Below are 13,708 nucleotides of genomic sequence, written 5' to 3' on the forward strand. Positions count from 1 at the left end.
GGCGATCTGAAAGTTTTTCAAGGCAAAACTGAACTGTCTAGTTTTGCATTTAGTTCAATGAATGAATTGTAAAATATAGTAAAATCAATATGTTGCGGCTGCTCTCATGTTCGTGAGGACACGTTATGCCGTCACGAACGTTTATGTGTGCATAGATGCACTTCCAAAGCCGGAGCCCTGGGCCTATATCTCTCTCATCGCAAGGACGCAGACAGAAACACACAGCGTCTGAAGCAAAACAAACTTAGTGATTTAGGAGACCTACAATGAAAACCCTCAAAGCCTTCGGCATCGCAGCCCTCGTCGCAGCTTCCGCAACCTCCGCTTCGGCTCAGTTCTTCAACGGCTACAGCGACGACGACGCACGTTCGGGCCTGAACAGCGTGCACTCCGCACAGCAAGAAGTGACCCGCAACTACACCGACACCTCGTCGCTGGCCGCTTCCGGCAACGCCGTTGTCGACTACAACGACGACGACGCCCGCTCGGGCCTGAACGGTGCAAACGCATACGTCCTGCCCGAAGCCAAGTAAGTCCGGCTTCCGTCGCCCTACGCTCCCCGTGGTGACGACCTGGACAGCGGCACCGGCCCCGAAAGGCGCCGGTGCCGTTTTGCATAGGGCCCGGCGCAGAGGTCGTGGCCCCGCCAAGACCCGGATATCCGGGAGGTTCCCATGACGATCCGAATTGCCGCTTTTGCCCCCGCCCTTGTTCTGGCCCTGACGGCGCTGACCGCGACGCCCGGCCTTGCCGACAGCGACGAGGGATTCTCTATCCTGCCGCAGCCTGGCGCCGCCGCCGCACCGCGCGGGATCGAGGAATACCGCCTCGACAATTTCTCCCTGCGGTCCGGCTTTGGCGCGTTGAGCCAGGAGAATCGGGTGCGCCGCGAGGTTGGCCGGGCCGACCGCCCGGCGGGCAGCCCCTGGCGCGCCACCTGGCAAGGCGCCTACGAAGACTGATACCCGCGTGAATCGGCCCCCTGGGCCGGTTTTCTTTTGCGCCGCCCGAACGGCGGCCCCGCGCCCGGCCCGGGCAAAGGGCGTTGCCTGCCTGGCCCGCTTGCGTATAGCTGGGGCCGTGGCAAAGCAGACAAAATCCAAGACGACTCGGCGAAAAACCCCGGCCCGCAAGGGCAAGGGGGCGGCGCGCGGTGGTCCGCAGCCCCTGCGCTGGCTGCGCCGCTGGCTGTTGCGCGGGCTGGCGGGGCTGGTGGGTCTTCTGCTGCTGACGGTGATCGCCCATTCGGTGATCCGCCCCTGGGGCGGCGCCTACATGCTGCGCGAACGGCTGCGCCTGGGCGAGATCGACCGCACCTGGGTGCCGATCGAAGAGATCGCCCCGGTCATGGCCCGGTCGGTGGTGGCCGCCGAAGATGCCAATTTCTGCCTGCACTGGGGGATTGATATGTCCGCCATTCGCGACGCCATCGCCGATGGCGCGGCGCGGGGCGGATCCACCATCACCCAGCAGGTGGTGAAGAACGTCTATCTCTGGCACGGGCGCAGCTATGTCCGAAAGGCGCTGGAAACCCTGATCACCCCGGTGGTGGAACTGACCTGGTCGAAAAGGCGCATTCTGGAGGTCTATCTGAACGTGGCCGAGTTCGACGAGGGCGCCTTTGGCATCGAGGCGGGCGCCTGGCGTTACTTCCAGGCCCTGCCCAAGGATCTGAGCGCCGAACAGGCGGCGCGGCTGGCCGCCGTGCTGCCCTCGCCGCAAAGCTGGTCGGCCAGCGCGCCCGGGGACTTCGTCACCCGCCGTTCGGCGGCAATCCGCGACGGGGCGGCGACGATCGCGCGCGACGGGCGGGCCGCCTGTTTCGAGGATTGAAATTCCGGGCCTTAGGCGGCAAGACAGGTTTCATTTCAGGCCGGGGCCCGTTGGCCCGCGCATCTGCCGCGCCGGGCCCCAGTACCAGGACACGATGATGACTTCTGCCGAGCTGTACCACGTTCCCCTGTCTCCCTTCTGCCGCAAGGTGCGCCTGTCGCTGGCCGAGAAGAAGATCGCGGTCGAGCTGATCGAAGAGCGTTACTGGGAGAAGGACACCGATTTCCTGCGCCGCAACCCGGCGGGCAAGGTGCCGGTGCTGCGTCTTGACGGCCATGCCCTGGCCGAAAGCGCCGCGATCTGCGAATATCTGGAAGAGCTCTATCCCGACCCCTCGCTGATGCCCGCCGACCCGCTGGCCCGGCACGAGGTGCGCCGCCTGGTCAGCTGGTTCGATGACAAGTTCCATCACGAGGTGACGACGAAACTGCTTTACGAGCGGGTGAACAAGAAGCTGACCGGCCAGGGATTTCCCAATTCCACCAATGTGATGGCCGGTCTTCGGGCGATCAAGTTCCACATTGATTACATGGGCTGGCTGCTGGACCATCGGCGCTGGCTGGCGGGCGACCGGATGAGCCTGGCGGATTTCGCCGCCGCCGCGCATCTGTCCTCGCTCGATTATATCTCGGATGTGGACTGGGACCGGAACGCGCAGGTGAAGGACTGGTACGCCAAGATCAAGTCGCGCCCCGCCTTCCGCGCCATCCTGATGGATCAGGTGCCGGGGTTCCCGCCGCCCGCCCATTACGCCGATCTGGATTTCTGAGGGCACGGGTATCCGACCTAAGGCCGGTGCCCGTCTGCCGGGTGGGCGTTTGCGCCCGCCCGAGGGGGCGGACGGGCGCAGGCCGTGCCACCGGCACGACCCGATGGGCGGCGTGGGACAGTACGACGGCACAGCCATGCGCATGGCTGTGCCTGACGCCTACAGACCGGTGCAGGCCTTCGGGATCGCGCCCCCGCCTTTCCCCCATCCCCCGTTTTCTGGCATGAAGGCCCCCATGACCGAGGCGCTGAAACGCAAACTTCTGGACCAGGCGGAGGCAGAGGGATTCTCTGCCGCCCGTCTGTGCACCCCCGAGGCCGTGCCGCAGGTGGCGGAACGTCTGGGCGCCTTTCTGGAGGCGGGCTATCACGGGCAGATGTCCTGGCTGGCCGAGCGCAGTCACTGGCGCGGTGACCCGGCCGCGCTGTGGCCCGAGGCGCGCTCGATCCTGATGCTGGCGGAAAACTATGGCCCCGATCACGACCCGCTGGCGGTGTTGGAGCAGTCCGACCGCGCCGCGATCACCGTCTATGCCCAGAACCGCGATTACCATGACGTGGTCAAGAAACGGCTGAAACGCCTGGCCCGCTGGCTGATCGCCGAGGCTGGGCCGCAGGCGGACGGGGCCGAGGTGCAGGTGAAGGTCTTCGTCGACACCGCCCCGGTGCCGGAAAAGGCCCTGGGCCAGGCCGCCGGGCTGGGCTGGCAGGGCAAGCATACAAACCTTGTCAGCCGCGAGATGGGCAGCTGGTTCTTCCTGGGCGCCATCTTCACCACGCTGGAGCTGCCCCCCGACGCGGCAGAGGGGGACCATTGCGGGCGCTGCCGCCGCTGCCTGGATGCCTGCCCGACGGATGCTTTTCCGCAGCCTTATCAACTGGATGCGCGGCGCTGCATTTCCTATCTGACGATCGAATACAAGGGCGCCATCCCGCTGGATCTGCGCACCAAGCTGGGCAACCGCATCTATGGCTGCGACGATTGCCTGGCGGTCTGTCCCTGGAACAAGTTCGCCGAACGCGCGGCAGAGGTGAAATATCATGCCCGCGACGACCTGCTGGCCCCGCCCCTGGCCGAGCTGGCGGCGCTGGACGATGCCGCCTTCCGGGCCCGATTCTCGGGCAGCCCGATCAAGCGCATCGGGCGCGACCGTTTCGTGCGCAACGTGGCCTATGCCATCGGCAATTCCGGGCGGCCCGATCTGCTGGGCGCGGTCGAGGCGCTGACCGATGATGCCGATCCGGTGGTGGCCGAGGCGGCCGCATGGGCGGTGGCGCGGCTGCGCGCCCTCTAGGCCCGGGCAAAACGCCCGGGATCTCTCCCGGGCGTCGCCTTGCTGTCGTCGTGGCGCGGCCTTGCAGCGCGCCGATCACACACACACCCGTTGGCCGTCAGACCCGGTCGTCGACGATCAGCCAAAGCTTGCCATCGGTCTTGCGGAAGAAGCCCACGACATCGGGCGTGTCGTATCCGCGGCTCCACAGCCAGCGGGTCAGGGGCTGGTTGCTGGACAGGCGGGCGCGCAGCTTGGCGATCCAGCCGCCCGAGCGGGCCAGTTGCCGGTCGAAGGCGGGCTGGTCGATCTGGCCACGGCGTTCCAGCTGGCTGACCGTCACCAGGCCGAAGGCGCGGGGCGGCAGGGTGCCGAGCTGCGACAGGCCGCTGGCGGCAAAGGCCATGCTGTCGCCGCTGGCGCCCGTGCCGGACCCGGTGCCAGCGCCGCCACCGGAGCCCCCGGTGCCCGAGCCGCCGCCCGTGCCCGAGCCACCGCCGCCGGTTCCGCCACCGCCGGTGCCCCCACCACCGGAGCCGGAGCCGCCCCCAGAGCCGCCGCCGACCCCCAGGTCAGCGCCGATATCGGCCAGGGTCTCGCCGCCGAAGCTGACATCGGCATCGACATCGGCATTGACGCCATTGCCGCCGCCAACCGCGACATCGACATCCGCATCCGCGTTGATCCCATTGCCGCCGCCGATGCCCACGTCGGCATCCGCGTCCGCGTTGATCCCATCGCCACCACCGATACCCACGTCGGCATCCGCGTTTGCGTTGATGCCGTCATCGCCCCCGAGGCCGACATCCACATCGGCGCCGACGTTAACGCCGTCTCCGCCGCCGATCCCCACATCCAGATCCACATCCAGCCCCAGTTGCGCCTGCGCCGAGGCCGGGCCGATCAGCGCCAGGGTGGCGATCAGGGCGGTCGTTCTCTTCATCCTTTCCATGGTCATGAGATTAATCCTCCTCTCTCTCAACCGACCGGCCCGGGGGCTGGCCTATGGGAAAAGAAACGTGAGTATGTGATTCAAGTTGCACGTTTTGGGCGAGTTTTTTGCGGGATTGGTGGCGTTCAAACGAGATTCTGGCCTTGCAAAATAGGGGTTTGGATTGAAAGATCCTCTTGAATCAACAACTAAGTTGCCTGGGCGGGAACCTGCCGGTGCGGGAAACTTCTCTCGGCCTTTTTCCCGCGTCGGGGCTGTGAGATGCCCTTTCGGAACGAAAAAGGGACCCGCGGCGCGGATCCCTTCGGGGGCCACCGGGGGCGGTGGCGGGGGCTGGGCGGCGCTTAGCCGCGGTCGTCGATCACCAGTTGGGTCGAGCCATCCGCCATGGCCTGAACGCCGATCACATCCTCGGGGCCGAAGCCCTGGGCGGCCAGCGCGGCGGACAGGCTGGCATTGGCGGAAATCCCGTCCTGCATGGTGGCGATGACATCGGCATTGGCGGCGATGCTGCCGTCGATCCCGGCCAGGTCGATGGTGCCATCGGCCAGCAGCTGGGACACGGTGGTGGTGGCCAGACCCTCGGGGCCGACGACGCCCGACAGGATCACCCGGCCCTCGTCCTGAAGGCTGCCTGCGGTGGTGGCGGAGGCGGTGGCGGTGGTGCTGACCGTGCCGGTGGCCGCGTTGGCGGTGCCGGTGGCGGTGTTGCCCAGGGTCGTCACGCTGTCGGACACCGTGCCGGTTGCGGTGGCGACGGTCTCGCCCGCGGCCTGGGTGATCCCACCCAGGGCATCGCCCGCGGTGTCAGTCACACCGGAAACGCCGTCCGACACCGCGCCACCGACAGAGGCCACGGTATCGCCCAGCCCATCGGTCAGCCCGCCGGTGTCAGCGTCGGCGCTGGCATTGGCGCTGGCGCTGGTCGAGCCGCCCCCGGTCGAGACATCCAGGCCACCCCCCAGCGACAGTTGCGCCGAAGCGGCGCCGGTGGTGGCGGCGGCAAGAAGGGCGGCCAGGGCGAAGGAACGGGGTTGAAACGTCATGTGCATCTCCTGCGATTTTCTTTGCGGCCCCGTCGGTCGGGACCGATCACAGACACGCAGCCCGCGCCCCGGGGTTTCGCCGCCGTGTGGGCCGGGCGAAACGGGCGTGGCCTTGCCGGTTACGGGCCCGTATTGCGGCGCCCGCCCGCCGATCCGCTGCGCCGGGCGGGGCTGACCGGAAATCGCGTGAAACTTTGCCCGCCCGGTGCCGTGGATTGTCGCCCGTGCCCGGGTTTCGCCTTTCGCTCTCGCCCTTGTGCCCGGGGCGGGAACGGGTCGCCCCCTTTCCTTTCCGCCACGGCTGCCCACATAAAGGGGCAACAACGGAGGACATCATGCCCGAGTATCGCAAGACCGATGAGGCCGTCGCCCGACTGAGCCCGGAGCAATATCACGTCACCCAGGAAAGCGGCACCGAGCGGCCCTTTACCGGCGCCCTGCTGGAGAACAAGCGGGCGGGGATCTATGTCGACGTGGTGTCCGGCGAGCCGCTGTTTGCCAGCGCCGCGAAATACGAAAGCGGCTGCGGCTGGCCCAGTTTCGTCAAACCCATCGAGGACGAAAACATCGTCAATCTGCGCGACGAAAGCCACGGCATGGTCCGGGTCGAGGTGCGCTCGAAACATGGTGACAGCCATCTGGGCCACGTCTTCCCCGACGGGCCGACCGATCGGGGCGGGCTGCGCTATTGCATCAACTCGGCCTCGCTGCGTTTCGTGCCGAAGGAAGAGATGGAGGCCGAGGGTTACGGCGCCTATCTGGACAAGGTGGAGGATCTGGGATGACCGAAGAGCGTGCGGTTCTGGCAGGTGGCTGTTTCTGGGGGATGCAGGATCTGATCCGGCGTCTGCCCGGGGTGCTGCGGACCCGGGTCGGCTATACCGGCGGCGACGTGGCCCATGCCACCTATCGCAACCATGGCACCCATGCCGAGGGGATCGAGATCTGGTTCGACCCCGCGCGGATCAGCTATCGGCGGATCCTTGAGGTGTTCTTCCAGATCCACGACCCGACGACGCCGAACCGGCAGGGGAACGACATCGGCCTGTCCTACCGCTCGGCCATCTACTACATCGACGAGGGGCAGAAGGCCGTGGCCGAAGAGACGATCGCCGATGTGAACGCCTCGGGCCTCTGGCCGGGGCCGGTGGTGACCGAGGTTGAACCTGTGGGTGATTTCTGGGAGGCCGAGCCTGAGCATCAGGACTATCTGGAGCGGGTGCCCAATGGCTATACCTGCCACTTCCCGCGCCCCGACTGGGTCTTGCCGCCGCACGGCTGATCCCGGCGAAAGAGGCAGCGATAGAGAAAGAGAAACCCGGCGTCCCAGGGGGCGCCGGGTTTTTCATGTCTCGCGTCCGGTCCTGCGGCGGGGCGCCGCCGGGCCGGGGCGGGGATCAGGCGATGCCCGCCAGGAAGGCGCCGCCCACCAGGGCGATCACGCCGCCTGCGGCGCGCACGGCGATCTGGCCCAGGGGCCGGGTGGCCAGCAGGCCCAGGGCGATGCCGCCCAGGTGCAGCAGCAGCGTGCCCACCAGGAAGCCCAGGCCATAGGTCAGCGCGCTGGCGTTCTGGGGCAGTTCGGTGCCATGGGCATGGCCGTGGAAGATGGCGAAGACGCCGACCACGGCGCCTGCGGCCCAAAGCGGCGCGCGCAGGGCCAGCACCACCGCCAGGCCCAGTACCACGCCGGACAGGGCGATGCCGGTCTCGACGGCAGGGACGGGCAGGCCCGCAATGCCCATGGCCGCGCCGACGGCCATCAGCAGCGGGAAGACCAGCGGCAGGACCCAGATTGCCGGGCGCCCCAGAAGCGCGGCCCACAGGCCCACGGCCACCATGGCCACCACGTGATCCCAGCCGAAGATCGGGTGGGTAAAGCCGCTGACAAAGCCGCCCATGGGGCCCGCGCCGGTATGGGCCTGGGCCGCGGCGGCCACCAGCAGCAGCGGCAGCGACAGAGAGACAGAACGCAGGGCAGAGCGCGAAAGACGGGGCATGGCGGGTCCTTTCAAGGGTCTTAACCGGGGCTGGTCCCGAAGCGGGCGGAGGTCGCAGGGACCCTGGCGCGGGAGCCTTTTCACTATACGTGGGCCGATGGCGAATGCCAGCGCGGCGCGGGCGCCGGGCCGCCCCGGGGGCCATTGTCGCGCCCTGCCGCCCGGCTTTGCCCGTTTGGCGCGCAGCGCGGGCCGCGCCCCTGCGTGGCGCGCAGGTCCCCCATGCGGCGCGGTGCGGCCCGTTGACGCGGCGACAGCCCCGGGCGAGAACACCGGGGCGGCCAGGTCCGGCCCGCGCAACCGAAGGTGAAAAGATGCAGCCGCTCAAGGGGATCGTCCTGAAACTGGTGGCGGTGATCTGCTTCATCACCATGACCTCGCTGATCAAGGCCAGCGCCGGGCATGTGCCGCCGGGCCAGGCGGTGTTCTTCCGCTCGGTCTTTGCCCTGCCGGTGATTCTGGGCTGGCTGGCGCTGCGCGGCGATCTGGCCACCGGCTGGCGCACGCAGCGGCCCATGGCCCATGTCTGGCGCGGGCTGATCGGCACCACGGCCATGGGCTGCGGCTTTGCCGGGCTGGCCTTCCTGCCCCTGCCCGAGGTGACGGCCCTGCAATATGCCACGCCCATCCTGGTGGTGGTCTTCGCCGGCATGTTCCTGAACGAGAAGGTCGGCGTCTTCCGCCTGAGCGCCGTGGGTCTGGGCATGGTGGGCGTGCTGATCGTGCTGGAGCCGCGGGTGACCACCCTGGGCAGCGACACGGTGGCCATGACCGAGGCCGTGGGCGCGCTGATCGTGATCTTCGGCGCCACCTGCGCGGCCCTGGCCCAGGTCCATATCCGCAACATGGTGCGCGAGGAACAGACCTCGGCCATCGTCTTCTGGTTCAGCGTGACCTCGATCGTGCTGTCGCTGCTGACGGTGCCCTTCGGCTGGGTCATGCCGCGCGCCCCAGAGGCGGCGATGCTGATCGTGGCGGGCCTGCTGGGCGGGCTGGGGCAGATCTTCCTGACCTCCTGCTATCGCTTCGCCGATGCCTCGGTGGTGGCGCCCTTCGACTATGCCTCGATGCTGTTCGCCCTGGGGATCGGCTATTTCGTCTTCGCCGAGGTGCCGACGCCGCAGATGTTGCTTGGGGCGGGGATCGTGATCCTGGCGGGGGTGATCATCATCCTGCGCGAACGTCACCTGGGCCTGAAGCGCGGCAAGGCGCGGGCGGCGAAGTCGATCGAAAGCTGAGGGGGAGCATCGCCCGTCCGGGCGATCCCCATTCTCAGCGATCGAAGAGCCGTGCCTGGGTATATTCGGCGGCCAGGAACAGCCGCCGGAAGCGGCCCAGCGGAAAGCGCGGCGGCGGGGCGCGGAAGGCGGCGGGCAGGATCTGGCTGGGCTCCTGGTCCGAGGCCAGCTCTGCCATGCGGGCGCCAAGGTAGCTGCCCATGGCCACGCCGTTTCCGTGATAGCCAAAGGCGGTGAAGGCGCCGGGCAGGCCGGGCACCGGGCCGCAATAGGGCGTAAGCGAGGCCGTCAGGCAGACCATGCCGGACCAGTAATAGGGCGTTTCCACATCGGCCCAGGCCGGGAAGGCGCGGTCGAAATCGGCGCGCACCAGCTTTGCCAGCTTGGCCTCGGTCGCGGGCGACGACAAGAGCCCGCCGCGCTGGCCAAAGACCATCCGCCCGTCGGGGGTCAGGTGGAAATAGTGCAGCAGGCTCCGGTCCTCATAGGCCATCTGCCGCGACCAGTAGCCCTGGGCCTGCATCTCGGCCTCTGTCAGCGGCCGGGTAGCGATGACAGAGCTTTGCGCGGGCAGGGTACGGCCCCGGAACCAGGGCGCCAGGCTTTCCGCCGTATAGCCATTGGTGGCCACCAGCACGCGGTCGGCGGTGATCTCGCCCCGGGGGGTGGTGACGCGCAGGCTGGGGCCGGTCTGTTCGATCGACAGGGCGGGCGTGTCGCCCTGCACCGTGACCCCGGCGGCCAGCACCGCGCGCAGCAGGCCCGCGGCGTATTTCCGGGGGTGCAGGGCAAAGCCCAGGGGGTTGTGCAGCCCGCCGTGCCAGGTCGGCCCGTCCAGCCCCTCGGCGGCCAGGTCGGCCTTGGACAGGACCCGCATCTCGACCCCGTAATCGGCGCTGTAGCCCTCGGCGCTGGCGGCCAGTTTCGCCATGGCGCGGGGCGAATGGGCCAGGATCGTCTCGCCCGTCGAATGGCGGTCGACGTCGATCCCGTGGGCCTGGGTCAGCCGGTCCACATGGGCGATGGCGGCGGCCTCGGCGCGGCGCAGATCGGCGGGGGCCTTGGGGCCGAAGCGGCGGAGCAGCTGGCCGTCGCTGGCCCGGGCCGAGCCCAGGCAGCAGAAGCCGCCATTGCGCCCCGAGGCCCCGAAGGCGGGGAAATCGGCGTCGATCAGCGTGACCTGGCGGCCCGCCTGCGCGAGGGTCAGCGCCGCGTTGAGGCCGGTGTAACCCGCCCCGATCACCAGCGCCTCGACCCGGGCGGGGCCGGGCAGGGGCGGCTGGATCAGCGCCGCCTCGGGCACATCCTCGGCCCAGTAGCAGCCCTGAATGGGCGCGCGCGAATAGGTATAGTCCGGGTAGATCCGGCGCGGTTGTTTGGTCGTCATGCCCGCCTCCTACGCCTCGGCGCGGGCGGCGTCACGCTCTTCCTGGGTCTGGCGCAGGGCGGCGCGTTTCGACATCACCGAGAAGATCAGTACCCCCGAGGCGACGATGCCGATCATGATCGTCGACAGGGCGTTGATCTCGGGCGAGACGCCCAGGCGCACCGCCGAGAAGATCTTCATCGGCAGCGTGGTCGACGAGGGCCCGGCGGCGAAAGAGGCGATCACCAGGTCGTCCAGCGACAGGGTGAAGGCCAGAAGCCAGCCCGAGATCACCGCCGGCGCGATGATCGGCAGGGTGACCAGGCGGAAACTTTGCCAGGGCGTGCAGCCCAGATCGAGGGCGGCTTCCTCCAGCGAGGTATCGAAAGAGGCCAGCCGCGAGGAAACCACCACCGAGACATAGCACATCGAGAAGGTGGTATGGGCCAGCACGATGGTCAGGATACCGCGATCCAGCCCGATCCCGATGAACAGAAGCAGCAGCGACAACCCGGTGATCACCTCGGGCATGACCAGCGGCGCATAGATCATCCCCGAAAACAGGGTGCGCCCCAGAAATCGCCCCGAGCGCACCAGGATCCAGGCCGCCATGGTGCCCAGAACCGTGGCGATGGTGGAGGAGATCACGCCCACCTTCAGCGTCACCAGGGCCGCATCCAGGAAGGCCTCGTTGCGGATCAGCTCGCCATACCACTGGGTCGAGAAGCCCGCCCAGACCGTCACCAGCTTCGACGCGTTGAAGCTGTAGATCACCAGAATGACCATCGGCAGGTAAAGGAAGGCCAGCCCGAAGGTCAGGGACACGATGTTGAAGCCGCTCATCCGTCTCATTGGCCGGCCTCCCGGTTTTTCTGCTCATTGCGCTGGAACAGCACGATGGGGACGATCAGGATCAGCAAAAGCACCACCGCTACCGCCGAGGCGACGGGCCAATCGCGGTTGTTGAAGAACTCTTCCCAAAGCACCTTGCCGATCATCAGCGTACCAGAGCCGCCCAGAAGCGAGGGGATGACGAACTCGCCGATGGCGGGGATGAAGACCAGGAAACAGCCCGCGATGATGCCCGGTTTCGACAGCGGCACGGTGACCAGCCAGAAGGCCGAGGCGCGCGAACAGCCCAGATCCTCGGCGGCCTCCAAGAGCGAGCCGTCCAGCTTTTCCAGCGTCGCGTAGATCGGCAGGATCATGAAGGGCAGGTAGGTGTAGACGATGCCGATATAGACCGCCGTTTCCGTGTTCATGATGTTCAGCGGCTCCGAGATCACCCCGGTCCACATCAGGAAGGTGTTCAGCAGGCCGTTCTGGCTGAGGATCCCCATCCAGGAATAGACCCGGATCAGGAAGCTGGTCCAGAAGGGCAGGATCACCAGCATCATCAGGGTGGGGCGCCATTCGGGCCGCGCCGAGGCCATGGCATAGGCGACGGGAAAGCCGATCAGCAGGGTCAGCACGGTTGAAATGGCGGCGATGCGCAGCGAGCTGAGATAGGCCTTCCAATACAGATCGTCGCTGGTCAGGAAGGCGAAATTCTCGAAATCCAGTTCGCTGAAGAACTCGCGGATCGCCGACCAGCCGCCCGCGATGTCCAGCTGCGGGAAATAGGGCGGGCGCGCCAGGGCCACGTCCGACAGCGAGATCTTCACCACGATCAGGAAGGGCACCAGGAAGAGCGCCAGCAGCCACAGGTAGGGAACAAGGATCAGGATCAGGCGGCGCATGGCTGGCCTCCGCGGGCGCATGTGGCAAGGGGGGCAGGGGGGCGCTGCCCCCCCTCTCCGTTCCGGAGAGTCCCCCCGGAGGTATTTTTGGCCCAGTGAGAGAGCAAGGGGCGCCCCCGGCTTGGCCTACGTTGCGCCTGGGAGTGTGCAGGGCTCAAAGCCCGCGCGAGGGGGGCATGGGGGGCTTTGTCCCGCTCTTTCACCGGGCCGAAAATACCTCCGGGGGAGTCGGGCTTGCCCGACCGGGGGCAGAGCCCCCGCCGGCCGGCGTGCCGGTCGCCCGGCTGGATCCCCGCACTCATCCTCAACGCTCCAGCAGGACGGCGGCGGTGTCGGACCAGCTGAGCCAGACCTTGTCTTCCCAGGTGAAGTTGCGCCGCGCGATGCGGCGGGTGTTGGTCGATTGCGCCTTCACCATATGCCCGGTGGGCAGTTTCACGTGATAGGTCGAGATATTACCCAGATAGCCGATGTCGATGATCTCGCCCCGGACCTTGTTGGTGGTCTCGGGTTCCTCGGCGGTGATGGTGATCTTCTCGGGGCGGATGGCCAGGAAGCAGCGCTGGTCCTTCTGCAACAGGGCAGAGGAGGTGGCGACCAGGGGCGAGGCGCCTTCGGCCCAGGTGACCAGCACCTTGTCGCCCGACTGGCTGGCCGTGCCCTCGATGATGTTCACGTCGCCGATGAAGTCGGCCACGTAGACGGAATTGGGGTTCTCGTAGATCCGGTCGGGGGTCGAAACCTGCACCAGCTGCCCTTCGTCCATCACCGCCACGCGGGAGGCGACGGTCATCGCCTCTTCCTGGTCGTGGGTGACGATCACGAAGGTGGTGCCGGTCTTCTCTTGAATATCCATCAGTTCGAACTGCGTCTCTTCGCGCAGCTTCTTGTCGAGCGCGCCCAGGGGTTCGTCCAGCAGCAGCAGTTTCGGCGCCTTGGCGAGAGAGCGCGCCAGCGCGACCCGCTGGCGTTGCCCGCCAGACAGCTGGTGCGGCTTGCGCTTGGCGAATTTGTCCAGCCGCGTCAGGCGCATCATGTCGGCCACGCGGGTGGCGATCTCGTCCTTCTGGCGGCCTTCGCGTTTCAGGCCGAAGGCGATGTTTTCCCAGACCGACAGATGCGGAAACAGCGCATAGCTTTGGAACATCATGTTCACCGGGCGCTTGTTCGGCGGCGTGGCGGCGATGTCTTCGCCCCCCAGCAGGATCTTTCCGGTGGTCGGCGTCTCGAACCCGGCCAGCATCCGCATCAGCGTGGTCTTGCCGCAGCCCGAGGGGCCGAGCAGGGCGAAGAATTCGCGCGTGTAGATGTCCAGGTCGATGGATTGAATCGCGGTGAACTCACCGAATTTCTTGGTGACGTTCTGGAACCGGATCAGCGGTTTCTCGTCGGGATCTTCCCAGGGGGCAAAGACGGTCTGGGGCATGGGCGGCGCGGACTCCGGGGCGTGACAAGGCCCGCGCCGCGCGCGGATGGCGCGGCGCGGGGTGGC

At 67.4% G+C, this 13,708-nt stretch carries 15 protein-coding genes; 8 read left to right on the top strand and 7 right to left on the bottom strand.

Going from position 1 to position 13,708, the window contains the following annotated elements; translation table 11 throughout:
* Positions 1-266 precede the first annotated feature (266 nt).
* From ACRARE_RS06250 to queG, 5 genes are all read left to right on the top strand, one after another.
* On the top strand, positions 267-533 hold the full coding sequence (locus ACRARE_RS06250) for a hypothetical protein (protein WP_432655548.1): 267 nt from the start codon (positions 267-269) through the stop codon (positions 531-533).
* A gap of 141 nt (positions 534-674) precedes the next feature.
* Positions 675-962 carry a hypothetical protein gene (locus ACRARE_RS06255; protein WP_432655549.1) on the top strand — a complete coding sequence of 96 codons (288 nt, stop codon included), beginning with the start codon at positions 675-677 and terminating at the stop codon, positions 960-962.
* A 118-nt stretch (positions 963-1,080) separates the two neighbouring features.
* A complete protein-coding gene (gene mtgA, locus ACRARE_RS06260; protein WP_432655550.1) occupies positions 1,081-1,833 on the top strand; it encodes a monofunctional biosynthetic peptidoglycan transglycosylase in 753 nt (250 codons plus the stop codon).
* Between the two features lie 97 nt (positions 1,834-1,930).
* Positions 1,931-2,602, top strand: a complete 672-nt coding sequence (gene fzlA, locus ACRARE_RS06265) for an FtsZ-binding protein FzlA (RefSeq protein WP_432655551.1) — start codon at positions 1,931-1,933, stop codon at positions 2,600-2,602.
* 235 nt (positions 2,603-2,837) lie between these two features.
* Entirely contained in the window at positions 2,838-3,896 is a 1,059-nt protein-coding gene (gene queG / locus ACRARE_RS06270; RefSeq protein ID WP_432655552.1) for a tRNA epoxyqueuosine(34) reductase QueG, read from the top strand.
* 97 nt (positions 3,897-3,993) lie between these two features.
* Here queG and ACRARE_RS06275 read toward each other — a convergent pair whose 3' ends face one another.
* Complete coding sequence (locus ACRARE_RS06275; RefSeq protein ID WP_432655553.1) at positions 3,994-4,833, bottom strand: hypothetical protein; 840 nt, start codon at positions 4,831-4,833, stop codon at positions 3,994-3,996.
* A gap of 338 nt (positions 4,834-5,171) precedes the next feature.
* Positions 5,172-5,873, bottom strand: coding sequence for a hypothetical protein (locus tag ACRARE_RS06280; protein ID WP_432655554.1), 702 nt, complete (start codon positions 5,871-5,873; stop codon positions 5,172-5,174).
* Between the two features lie 335 nt (positions 5,874-6,208).
* On the opposite strand from ACRARE_RS06280, the gene msrB reads away from it, so the two are divergent.
* A complete protein-coding gene (gene msrB / locus ACRARE_RS06285) occupies positions 6,209-6,658 on the top strand; it encodes a peptide-methionine (R)-S-oxide reductase MsrB (protein ID WP_432655555.1) in 450 nt (149 codons plus the stop codon).
* Positions 6,655-7,155: a peptide-methionine (S)-S-oxide reductase MsrA gene (gene msrA, locus ACRARE_RS06290; RefSeq protein ID WP_432655556.1), complete on the top strand. Its 501-nt coding sequence runs from the start codon at positions 6,655-6,657 to the stop codon at positions 7,153-7,155. The genes msrB and msrA overlap by 4 nt, the downstream gene beginning before the upstream one ends.
* Positions 7,156-7,270: 115 nt before the next feature.
* Here the strand turns inward: msrA and ACRARE_RS06295 are convergent, their stop codons facing one another.
* Complete coding sequence (locus ACRARE_RS06295) at positions 7,271-7,873, bottom strand: HupE/UreJ family protein (RefSeq protein ID WP_432655557.1); 603 nt, start codon at positions 7,871-7,873, stop codon at positions 7,271-7,273.
* A gap of 314 nt (positions 7,874-8,187) precedes the next feature.
* Between ACRARE_RS06295 and ACRARE_RS06300 the strand changes: the two genes are divergently transcribed.
* Positions 8,188-9,111, top strand: coding sequence for a DMT family transporter (locus ACRARE_RS06300; protein ID WP_432655558.1), 924 nt, complete (start codon positions 8,188-8,190; stop codon positions 9,109-9,111).
* A 34-nt stretch (positions 9,112-9,145) separates the two neighbouring features.
* Here ACRARE_RS06300 and ACRARE_RS06305 read toward each other — a convergent pair whose 3' ends face one another.
* The 4 genes from ACRARE_RS06305 to ACRARE_RS06320 form a co-directional block, all read right to left on the bottom strand.
* On the bottom strand, positions 9,146-10,498 hold the full coding sequence (locus ACRARE_RS06305) for an NAD(P)/FAD-dependent oxidoreductase (protein ID WP_432655559.1): 1,353 nt from the start codon (positions 10,496-10,498) through the stop codon (positions 9,146-9,148).
* A 9-nt stretch (positions 10,499-10,507) separates the two neighbouring features.
* Positions 10,508-11,329: an ABC transporter permease gene (locus ACRARE_RS06310; RefSeq protein ID WP_432655560.1), complete on the bottom strand. Its 822-nt coding sequence runs from the start codon at positions 11,327-11,329 to the stop codon at positions 10,508-10,510.
* Positions 11,326-12,216 carry an ABC transporter permease subunit gene (locus ACRARE_RS06315; RefSeq protein ID WP_432655561.1) on the bottom strand — a complete coding sequence of 297 codons (891 nt, stop codon included), beginning with the start codon at positions 12,214-12,216 and terminating at the stop codon, positions 11,326-11,328. The genes ACRARE_RS06310 and ACRARE_RS06315 overlap by 4 nt, the downstream gene beginning before the upstream one ends.
* A 304-nt stretch (positions 12,217-12,520) precedes the next feature.
* Positions 12,521-13,642 carry an ABC transporter ATP-binding protein gene (locus ACRARE_RS06320; protein WP_432655562.1) on the bottom strand — a complete coding sequence of 374 codons (1,122 nt, stop codon included), beginning with the start codon at positions 13,640-13,642 and terminating at the stop codon, positions 12,521-12,523.
* Positions 13,643-13,708: the final 66 nt, after the last annotated feature.

Origin of the sequence: Pseudooceanicola aquaeponti, assembly GCF_050897975.1 — a bacterium.
Classification (GTDB): domain Bacteria; phylum Pseudomonadota; class Alphaproteobacteria; order Rhodobacterales; family Rhodobacteraceae; genus Pseudooceanicola.

Coding starts and splice junctions, on each gene's coding strand:
- msrB (WP_432655555.1), top strand. CDS start 6,209: ATGCCCGAGTATCGCAAGACCGATGAGGCCGTCGCCCGACTGAGCCCG.
- msrA (WP_432655556.1), top strand. CDS start 6,655: ATGACCGAAGAGCGTGCGGTTCTGGCAGGTGGCTGTTTCTGGGGGATG.
- ACRARE_RS06310 (WP_432655560.1), bottom strand. CDS start 11,329: ATGAGACGGATGAGCGGCTTCAACATCGTGTCCCTGACCTTCGGGCTG.
- ACRARE_RS06250 (WP_432655548.1), top strand. CDS start 267: ATGAAAACCCTCAAAGCCTTCGGCATCGCAGCCCTCGTCGCAGCTTCC.
- ACRARE_RS06300 (WP_432655558.1), top strand. CDS start 8,188: ATGCAGCCGCTCAAGGGGATCGTCCTGAAACTGGTGGCGGTGATCTGC.
- ACRARE_RS06255 (WP_432655549.1), top strand. CDS start 675: ATGACGATCCGAATTGCCGCTTTTGCCCCCGCCCTTGTTCTGGCCCTG.
- fzlA (WP_432655551.1), top strand. CDS start 1,931: ATGACTTCTGCCGAGCTGTACCACGTTCCCCTGTCTCCCTTCTGCCGC.
- ACRARE_RS06280 (WP_432655554.1), bottom strand. CDS start 5,873: ATGACGTTTCAACCCCGTTCCTTCGCCCTGGCCGCCCTTCTTGCCGCC.
- ACRARE_RS06295 (WP_432655557.1), bottom strand. CDS start 7,873: ATGCCCCGTCTTTCGCGCTCTGCCCTGCGTTCTGTCTCTCTGTCGCTG.
- ACRARE_RS06315 (WP_432655561.1), bottom strand. CDS start 12,216: ATGCGCCGCCTGATCCTGATCCTTGTTCCCTACCTGTGGCTGCTGGCG.
- queG (WP_432655552.1), top strand. CDS start 2,838: ATGACCGAGGCGCTGAAACGCAAACTTCTGGACCAGGCGGAGGCAGAG.
- ACRARE_RS06275 (WP_432655553.1), bottom strand. CDS start 4,833: ATGACCATGGAAAGGATGAAGAGAACGACCGCCCTGATCGCCACCCTG.
- ACRARE_RS06320 (WP_432655562.1), bottom strand. CDS start 13,642: ATGCCCCAGACCGTCTTTGCCCCCTGGGAAGATCCCGACGAGAAACCG.
- ACRARE_RS06305 (WP_432655559.1), bottom strand. CDS start 10,498: ATGACGACCAAACAACCGCGCCGGATCTACCCGGACTATACCTATTCG.